The organism is Enteractinococcus helveticum (assembly GCF_020742345.1).
GTDB classification, from domain to species: Bacteria; Actinomycetota; Actinomycetes; order Actinomycetales; family Micrococcaceae; genus Yaniella; species Yaniella helvetica_A.
In genome coordinates this window covers 1-8403 of record NZ_DYXC01000120.1, presented here as the reverse complement: position 1 = coordinate 8403, position 8403 = coordinate 1, and the positions used below count along the sequence as shown (strand labels likewise).

The 8403-nt window shown below is 58.5% G+C and carries 8 protein-coding genes; 6 read left to right on the top strand and 2 right to left on the bottom strand.

Annotated elements, in window-relative coordinates:
• A partial coding sequence (locus K8V32_RS10790; protein WP_524536732.1) for a helicase domain-containing protein occupies window positions 1–1054 on the bottom strand: 1054 nt, incomplete at its 3' end.
• 289 nt (window positions 1055–1343) lie between these two features.
• Here K8V32_RS10790 and K8V32_RS10785 point away from each other — a divergent pair.
• Window positions 1344–2519, top strand: a complete 1176-nt coding sequence (locus K8V32_RS10785) for a baeRF2 domain-containing protein (protein ID WP_303907091.1) — start codon at window positions 1344–1346, stop codon at window positions 2517–2519.
• Between the two features lie 111 nt (window positions 2520–2630).
• Here K8V32_RS10785 and K8V32_RS10780 read toward each other — a convergent pair whose 3' ends face one another.
• Window positions 2631–3266 (bottom strand): DedA family protein, encoded by a 636-nt coding sequence (locus tag K8V32_RS10780; protein ID WP_303907088.1) that lies wholly within the window; start codon window positions 3264–3266, stop codon window positions 2631–2633.
• 193 nt (window positions 3267–3459) lie between these two features.
• Between K8V32_RS10780 and K8V32_RS10775 the strand changes: the two genes are divergently transcribed.
• The 5 genes from K8V32_RS10775 (at window position 3460) to K8V32_RS10755 (ending at window position 8138) form a co-directional block, all read left to right on the top strand.
• Complete coding sequence (locus K8V32_RS10775) at window positions 3460–4761, top strand: sensor histidine kinase (RefSeq protein ID WP_303907085.1); 1302 nt, start codon at window positions 3460–3462, stop codon at window positions 4759–4761.
• Window positions 4749–5432, top strand: coding sequence for a response regulator transcription factor (locus tag K8V32_RS10770; RefSeq protein WP_303907082.1), 684 nt, complete (start codon window positions 4749–4751; stop codon window positions 5430–5432). The genes K8V32_RS10775 and K8V32_RS10770 overlap by 13 nt, the downstream gene beginning before the upstream one ends.
• Entirely contained in the window at window positions 5429–6178 is a 750-nt protein-coding gene (locus K8V32_RS10765) for a DUF4097 family beta strand repeat-containing protein (RefSeq protein ID WP_303907079.1), read from the top strand. Before K8V32_RS10770 ends, K8V32_RS10765 begins: the two co-directional genes overlap by 4 nt.
• 115 nt (window positions 6179–6293) lie before the next feature.
• A complete protein-coding gene (locus K8V32_RS10760) occupies window positions 6294–7502 on the top strand; it encodes a glycosyltransferase family 4 protein (protein ID WP_303907075.1) in 1209 nt (402 codons plus the stop codon).
• Between the two features lie 12 nt (window positions 7503–7514).
• Window positions 7515–8138, top strand: a complete 624-nt coding sequence (locus K8V32_RS10755; RefSeq protein WP_303907070.1) for a DedA family protein — start codon at window positions 7515–7517, stop codon at window positions 8136–8138.
• Window positions 8139–8403: the final 265 nt, after the last annotated feature.

The following is an 8403-nucleotide window of genomic DNA, read 5'->3' as shown; positions in this document are numbered from 1 at the left end:
GGAACGCCTCGGCCCAGTCTTCGGTACTGAGTCGAAGGTCTGCCCAGGGCGTTTCGATTAATACATCGGCCACGGGTGGTTGTTCATATAATCCCACCGCTGTTTCCATGACACTGACGACGTTAAGTCGGGACTTGATTTCTGCGATCTCGGTCTGGTGTTCTGGAGAGGCTGTTGCGCCTTCCGGCAGGAGTCCGCTCACCGTTGTGGTCTGGACGCCGTTCTCGCCCAAACTTGGCAGCACATCCGAAACATAGGCAAGAAAAGGTTCGTGTGGTCCGACGAATAAGACCCCGCTGCGACGATCTTGTAATCGTGGATCGGAGTACAACAGGTGTGCGGTGCGGTGCAGGGCAACCACGGTCTTGCCGGTGCCAGGACCGCCGTCAACCACTAGCGTGCCGCGGGAATCTGCCCGGATGATGGCGTGTTGATCGGCTTGGATGGTGCCGAGCACATCTTGCATTCGGGACGATCGGTGGGCGCCGAGGCTGGCGATAAACGCCGACTGGTCATCGAGTGCGCCATGATCGGCCAGGCTGTCGGTTGTGAAGACTTCATCCCAGTAGTCGGTGATACGGCCCCGGTCCCAGCGATACCGGCGGCGACTTGCCAGACCCATCGAGTCAGCGTGAGTCGCGGCGAAGAACGGTTCAGCAGCCGGAGACCGCCAGTCAACAAGCAGCCGAGTTCCGTCGTCGTCAGACAAACCCATCCGACCAATGTAGACGGGCTCGTTAGGCGTGCACTCATCATCGGTGTAGTCCATGCGGCCCAAGGTTAGATCCATGCCGAATCGTTTCAGAAGACGAAGCCTGGAGGTTAGCCGGTGAATATGCGCGTCGCGTTCCAGAGCGTATTCCCCGACACCTCGGGGTTGTTTTTTCAGGACGCCGAGTTGTTCAGTCGCCTGTGCGGTTTGGCGCTCCACGGCGTATTTGACCGCGGTCAAATGGCGTTGGTCTGCTGCAATGAGGGCCGGTTCGGCTTTGGCAGCTAAGTGTTCGGGTAAGTCGAAGACTGCGGTCAGGTGGTTGTGGCGATTGGTGGTCACGGCAAAAGATCCTTTCGATGTACCCTGAAATTCTGACACCATCAGGGGGCCTTGCGGCAAGACCCCCACCTGGCAGTAGTCTGGTCTTAAGGTTGCGGTATGCTCACCGCTTTTTGCATCCTGTCTGGATGTCGTGCATCAATTTGCCGTCGGCAATGTTGGCGCCGTCAAATAGTGTCCTCGAATGCTTGTCGACAGCGTCGGCTCATGGAACAGTAGTACCTACCACGCGGCGGCAGAGCAGCTGTGCTGGGTGCTCGGTCGCCGCACTACGAGCAACCTGGAGGGCATGATGAAACTACCCTGGCTAAAATCCGCGCTCGAGCAAGACGGCCCCATCCTGTCGGTATACCTCGACACCACCCGAACCGATCCCAATGCCGCAGCTGAGCTGTCCATCCGGTGGGAACAGCTACGCACCCAAATGGTATCCGAAGGCGCACCGACGGCTTTGTTAGACGATATCCACCGTACGGTGCAACTCCCCTCAGCTATTGGCGGTCGGCATGGCCGGGCCATTTTGGCGTCCAGCTCGCAGATCCTCGTCGACCGGGTGCTCCCGGTTCCGCCATACCAAGATGTGGCCCGCTGGGGCGACCACGCCGTCCTGCTGCCGTTACTGCAATTAACCCCGTATGCGGTGACGCAACTGCTGATCGAAGTTGACCGGGCAGGTGCCGATCTATTGCTCCGGGCACCAGAAAATCCTGCGATCGACCAGGCACCAAATAGTGTTGCAGAAGCCGAATCAATCGACGGTGGTCACGACGAATTGCACAAAGCCCGACTCGGTGGCGGTTCCCAGCACGGCTGGCGATCCAATAATTATGAAGCCCGAGTCGAAGACTCCTGGGAGCGCAATGCAGAAGCCGTGGCCGAAAAGGTCAACAAGCTGGTCATGGAACATAAACCCGATATGGTCATCCTCACCGGTGACATTCGCGCCCTGGCACTACTCAAAGCCGAACTTGGCCAAGAAGCGTTGACACGTCTGCACACCGCAGCCGGTGGCACCCGCGGAGTCAGCCTTGAACGGGCATCGTTCCGTGAAGAACTGGCCAGGGTCACCCAAGCATTTATTGACCGCAACCAACAGAACCTAGCCGAGCACTTTCGTGAACACCAGGCGCGCGATGCCGCGTCCATCGCCGGTGCCGAAGAAGTCGCACGCGCTCTAGAACGCGGTCAGGTTGAGGAGCTGGTGTTCACACCGGGCCGTGAACCAGACAATATTGAACACCTGCTCCGGCAGGCGATCCTGACTGATGCTGGCGTCAGTGCACTGCAAGATCGCTATGACGCTATTCCAGAAGGCATTGGTGCATTGCTGCGCTGGCGTGACGACGCAACCCCGTCAAACCGGGCCGCCAGTATGACCGGCGATCCCGCTCGTGAGGGTGCCGTGGACCCAGATCGTGACAGGGCCCTTTCGCGTGATCAACAAGCTTCGGAATTGTCGAGATAACTTCAGATCAATACCGTGGAGCCATGTGATGACCGTGATCCGAGCGGATACACGGTCATCACATGGCCGCCGTGGTCCCAAGACAACAGGCCTTTCACTGCTTTGTATTGCTTATGAGGTCTTGCGGTGGGAGGACTGTGCCAGCCAATCGATGGCCATACCCGACAGGATTCCAGTACCGATGCCCACCAACACGGCCAGCAACGGATGATCCTTGAGCATGTGCCCCGCCAGAGCTCCGGTGGCCACCGCAACGCAGGACCACAGCACACTGGCCAGTGCCACCAACGGGATGAATCGGGCAAGCGGATATGCCGTGGATCCAGCGGTGATGTTAACCGCGATACGACCAATCGGCACGAACCGGCCGGTCAAGATTAACGTACTGCCACGTCGAGCAAACATCCGTTTGGTGGCGCTAAAGGCTGCTTGTGCCCGGGGCCCACGCAGGCCAGGTAAGCGAGTCAACGGCACGCGGGCACCAAACGCATAGGCGATGTGATCGCCCAAAAATGCGCCCAGCGCCGCTGCGACCACCAACAAAGCCAAAAACCCCATCGATCCGCCACCGGTCATACCAACCACCGCGGCCGCAGTCACAATAGATTCACTGGGCACCGGTGGAAAAAACCCGTCAAGACAGCTAACGAACAACACGACCAACAGCAACCACGGGGAAACCCCCAGCTGCAATATCGTTGCCTCTGCTTGTTCGAAGAATTCGCCGAAGAAATGTAACCATTCCATGGATGCCACCGGTTCTAGCCGTTGAGTAAAGGTGCCTGAGCAACCCAACCTATCCAGGCACTGTCGTGGACGAAACCAAGGTAGCTCCACGCATGGTGGGTGATAACCCGATACTTCGGGTGGAGTTTTCTGCACCCTCGCCGGAGAGCCAAGTACCTTGCGGCGTCATTATCAAAGCGAATACGGTCACATTATGACCCTTGCGGCTGCTGGATCACCGGCGCAAGATGGTGTCTGGCGAGGATTCGTGTCCAACACCATCTTTATAACCACCGGAGGCCTGCTGCTCATTGCACCGGCAGTAGGCGGATTTATCCTTGCCAGCGGGATTATCGCCGCAGTCGTGCTCACTTCTGTTCCCACGACCTTACCTGCAGACAATGTCACCAATGTGCGTGCCAATCTCATTATCTTGGCCTGTATTGTCGGACTGGCAACGTTTATCCTGTGTTGTTTCCTCACCCGGCTGCACCGATCCCGGGTCAATGCGCTCATGGCAACGTCGATACCCAAACCACAACCGCCACGTCGCGGATTCAAACGCCTGGTGACCTTGAGTATTAGTGGCTACGGCCTGCGCGCCCTGGCCTATCAGCTCATCGGGTTACTCTGGGGCCCAGTGATGATCGCCGGCGTCCTAGGATGCTTGGTCGGCGGACCGGCCGCCATCATTTTTGTGCTGCAGTTCAGTGCTGGGCTGGTCGAGTTTAATATCATCTTTGCCGTCGCTGCAGCGGCGTTGACGTTGAGCTCGCCCTGGATTCTGCACGGTATGGCCAAACTCGATCTCGGTCTGGTCCGCTGGGTCAACGGAATGACCGAAAAGGCCGTGCTGGCCCAGCGCGTCCAGCAGGTCACCGAAGCCCGATCCGGGGTCGTTGCTGCCGCCGATGCTGAGCGACGCCGCATTGAACGCAACCTGCATGATGGCGCTCAACAACGCCTCACGGCCCTGTCGGTCACTCTGGGGGTGGAACGCAGTCGTCACAGCCTGGCTACGGCTGACAATCAGCCGGTGGATAGCCAGCGAGTCACCTCAACTCTTGAATATGCCCAAGAGGAGGTTCAAAACGCCCTGCAAGAAATCCGACATTTGGTGCGGGGCCTGCATCCTGCCGTACTTGAAGATCGGGGCCTTGATGCCGCCATCTCTGGGATTGCGTCGCGCTCGTCCCTGCCCATTTCTGTGGACGTCGACGTCCCCGAACGTCCTTCGATCGATGTCGAATCCGTGGCCTATTTCGTGGTGTCTGAGGCCGTCAACAACATCATCGCCCATGCCCACGCAACCCGAGCAGCTATCACAGTGCAATACCACCAGGACACCCTGTACATCAGCGTCGACGACGACGGCGTTGGCGGTGCCGCAGAACACCGTGGCACCGGACTGATTGGTCTTCGCCAACGTGTGGAATCCATTGATGGATCATTACAGATCCGAAGCCAACCAACCAAAGGAACAACAATCGAAGTGGAGCTACCATGCGAGTTGTGATTGCCGAAGATTCCGTGCTGTTGCGTGAAGGGCTGGCCAGCCTGCTGGATTTTGCTCAGATCGATGTGGCCGCAACCGTTGGCGACGCGACCCAACTGATGACCGCGGTGCAACACCACGTACCGGACCTGGTGATCGTCGATGTGCGCATGCCACCGACCTACACTGACGAAGGTATTCGGGCCGCCATCCAATTGCGGCAACACGATCCAAACCTGGCCGTGATTGTGTTGTCCCAATACGTTGAAGAACACTATGCCGTAGAACTGCTGACCGGTGAAACCAAAGGGGTGGCCTATTTACTCAAAGATCGGGTCGGCAAAGTCGAAGAGTTCCTGGCTGCCCTGCACACGGTGGCCAACGGCGGCACCGTGTTAGATCCCGAAGTGGTGTCTCAATTACTGACCCGCCAACGTCAAGGCGCCGCATTTGAAGCACTCACCCAGCGCGAGTCCGAGGTGCTGGCCCTGATGGCCGAGGGGCATTCCAATGCGGCAATCTGTGACAAGTTGTACTTCAGCGAATCGGCCGTAACCAAACACATCAACGCAATTTTCACGAAACTGGACATTCCGCCCACCAGCAACACCAACCGTCGTGTCCTTGCCGTGTTGAAATACCTGGCCGGCTACTCCCAGCGAGATCGCGACCAACACCGGGGACGACGATGACAGTACCGCACCCACCACCACGGCGTCGTTTGTGGCTGGTGATCGGAGGTCTGGTCACCGCTGTTCTATTGGGGCTGGGTGCTTTGGGCGCCTGGTGGCTGTTGACCGGCCGCGGGGTCCAACAGACCCAGCACACCACAACCACCGAAGCTATGGCACCCGAGACGATCTCCGTGCACGGCACAGGTGCCAATGTCAGCCTCAACGGTGCCGACGTGGCCGAAGTGACCGCAGATATTGCAACCGCCTGGTATACCAGCGAACCGGTGGTCGATACGCAGCAGCGGGCACAACAATTGGTGGTGGACCTATATTGCCGCCACCGGTCGATTCCCGTGTGGTTCAGTCCCAGTTGTAGCATCGAGTACACCGCCCAGGTGCCGTCCTCGGCTGGGGCTACCGTGGAATTAGACTCGGGCAAGGTGGCCATCGAGAACCTGGCCGGAGAGCTGACGCTACGGACCGTGGCGGGGGATATTTCAGTGACCGATGGGCCCCAAACGCTTGATGCTCGTTCGTCCTCAGGTCAGATCGATTTGGAGTTTTCTACCCCCATCAGTCATATCGAAGCTCAATCGGTGGCCGGGAATATCACGGTCCTAGTGCCGCGCGGCGAAACCTACCGGGTGCTCACCAGCAGCACCACCGGCACAGTGTCTGTTGCAGTAGACACCGACACGGCATCGGAAACCCTCATTGATGCGCGCTCGAGCACCGGTAACATCACCGTCGACTACGCCGACTAAGTGACCCACACCGCACCGGGGTGGGGATAACTGCACCTGCGCCCTCCGGTTACCCGCCGATAACCGGGCAGTTAGCCACATTCCGCACAAACACGCGGATTCATAGGGTGGAATCATGTTTACCACTCACCCGAAAAATACCCTGACCGACAACCAAACCCTGCGCGTATTAGTGGTCACCGAATCATTTCTGCCCCAGATTAACGGGGTGACCAATTCCGTGTGTCACGTTGTGGAGCAACTGCAGACCAAGGGCCATACGGTGGAGGTGATCGCCCCGACAGGCCCGGATGATTATGCGGGTGCGACCGTCCATCGAGTCAATGGACTGGATCTGCCCGGCTACAGTGACTTCACACTGGGCATGACCACGCAGCGTCGCATTCGCAACATCATGAAGGCCGTACAGCCCGACGTCGTGCACGTTGCCTCACCATTCGTGCTCGGGCACACCGCGATTCAAGCTGCAAATAATCTGCGGCTACCCGTTGTGAGTATTTACCAGACCGATCTGGTTGGTCTGGCCCAACGCTACCGGTTGCGCGGTCTCACATCGTTTGTTGAACATCGGCTGCGGCGCATTCACGAACAATCAATACTCAATCTGGTGCCCTCGACAACAAGCTTTGAACAACTTCAAGCACTGAGGATCCCCCGGTTGCGGTATTGGCCGCGCGGCATTGACGTTCAACGATTTCGACCAGACAACCGCGATGAGTCATTACATGCACGTCTGACCAGCACCTATCTGCTCGCCCAACCGCAGCAGCGTGATGTCGTGGTCGGCTACGTGGGTCGACTCGCCAAAGAAAAAGACCTCCATCATCTCCAATCCCTGCAGCATCTGCCCGGGGTGCGGGTCGTCATTGCCGGTGGCGGTCCAGAGGAAGCCGCCCTGAAAGCACGACTACCGATTGCCCGCTTTGTGGGACCACAATATGGCGACGAGCTGGCAACGTTGATGGCCACTTTTGACATTTTCGTGCACCCCGGTGCCAACGAAACGTTTTGCCAGGCCGTCCAAGAAGCCATGGCCTCTGGTGTCCCTGCCATCGGGCCAGCCGCCGGCGGACTCAAAGATCGCATTGAACACGGACGCACGGGATTGCACTACCGACCCGGTGATTTTGAAGGGCTGTCCACCGCGGTTGAACACCTGGCTGCAGACCCGGTCCTGCGAGCTCGCATGGGTCACGAAGCCCGGCAAACCGTGTTGCACCGGTCTTGGGGACACGTCACACAGAGGCTGATCGAGTACTACCTGGCGGCCATGTCAACAATGAACACTCAACCGTTGCGTCCCATCCCAGCCGCAGCGTGCTAGGACGATCTACCGATGTCGATAACTGAGCTAGTGGTCAGTGGCCTGATGGTTTTCGGGCTGCTGGCCATCCCCATGGGTCCAGCCGAACCCACCGCATTGGCGGTCGGGGTCGCCACTGCAGGCCTGGATGTTCCACTGTGGTTGAGCATCGCGGTGATTGCTGCCGGCATGTTCGTCGGCGATCTGATCGTTTACTGTACTGCCACGGCCTTCACCGATCGATGTTTCCGCAGCGCTGGTGCCAGAAACAAGCTCAACCGCTGGCGGGCAACACTCCATGGACGCCCACTTGGCCGAGATGCCATGATCTTGGTGCTGCGATTCATCCCGGGCGCTCGAACTCCTGCGGCTATTCTTGCGGCAAACAGCGGTATCTCAATCGTGCGGTTCTGTGTATTAACGGTGCTCGGAGCGACCTGTTGGGCCACTTTCTGGATTGGTCTGGTTTCTATCGTCGGCAGGCTCCCTTGGCAACTGTGCCTGGGAGTCTTGCTGGTGGTTATTGGGTCTGTGTTGTTGAGCCAAAGCATCCGAACAACACCGTCTGCCCGGTCGCCGCACAGCAGCAGGCAGATCGACCGTGACCACTATCCAGCTGGTGGATCCGACCGCGCAGAACTGGTGACCTCGCGTTGACAGAAGCGTTATGCCACGGTTGGTCTCAGTCATCCTGCTGTGCTGCCTGATGGCCCATGGCCCGAAGTTTTTCTATCGTCGTCCAATTGCGTGCCGTTGCAGGAATCCCCAAAGTCTGGATCCGAGGGGCCAATTTGGACTGCCATGCCACGTGTTATGCCCGTTGTGCTGTGTGATCCAGGACTCAAAATGCTGCTGCCCGCTGTTCGGAAACAGCGGGCAGGCACGTGAGTTCTTATGACGCCGCGGCGTCAGGATGAGAAAA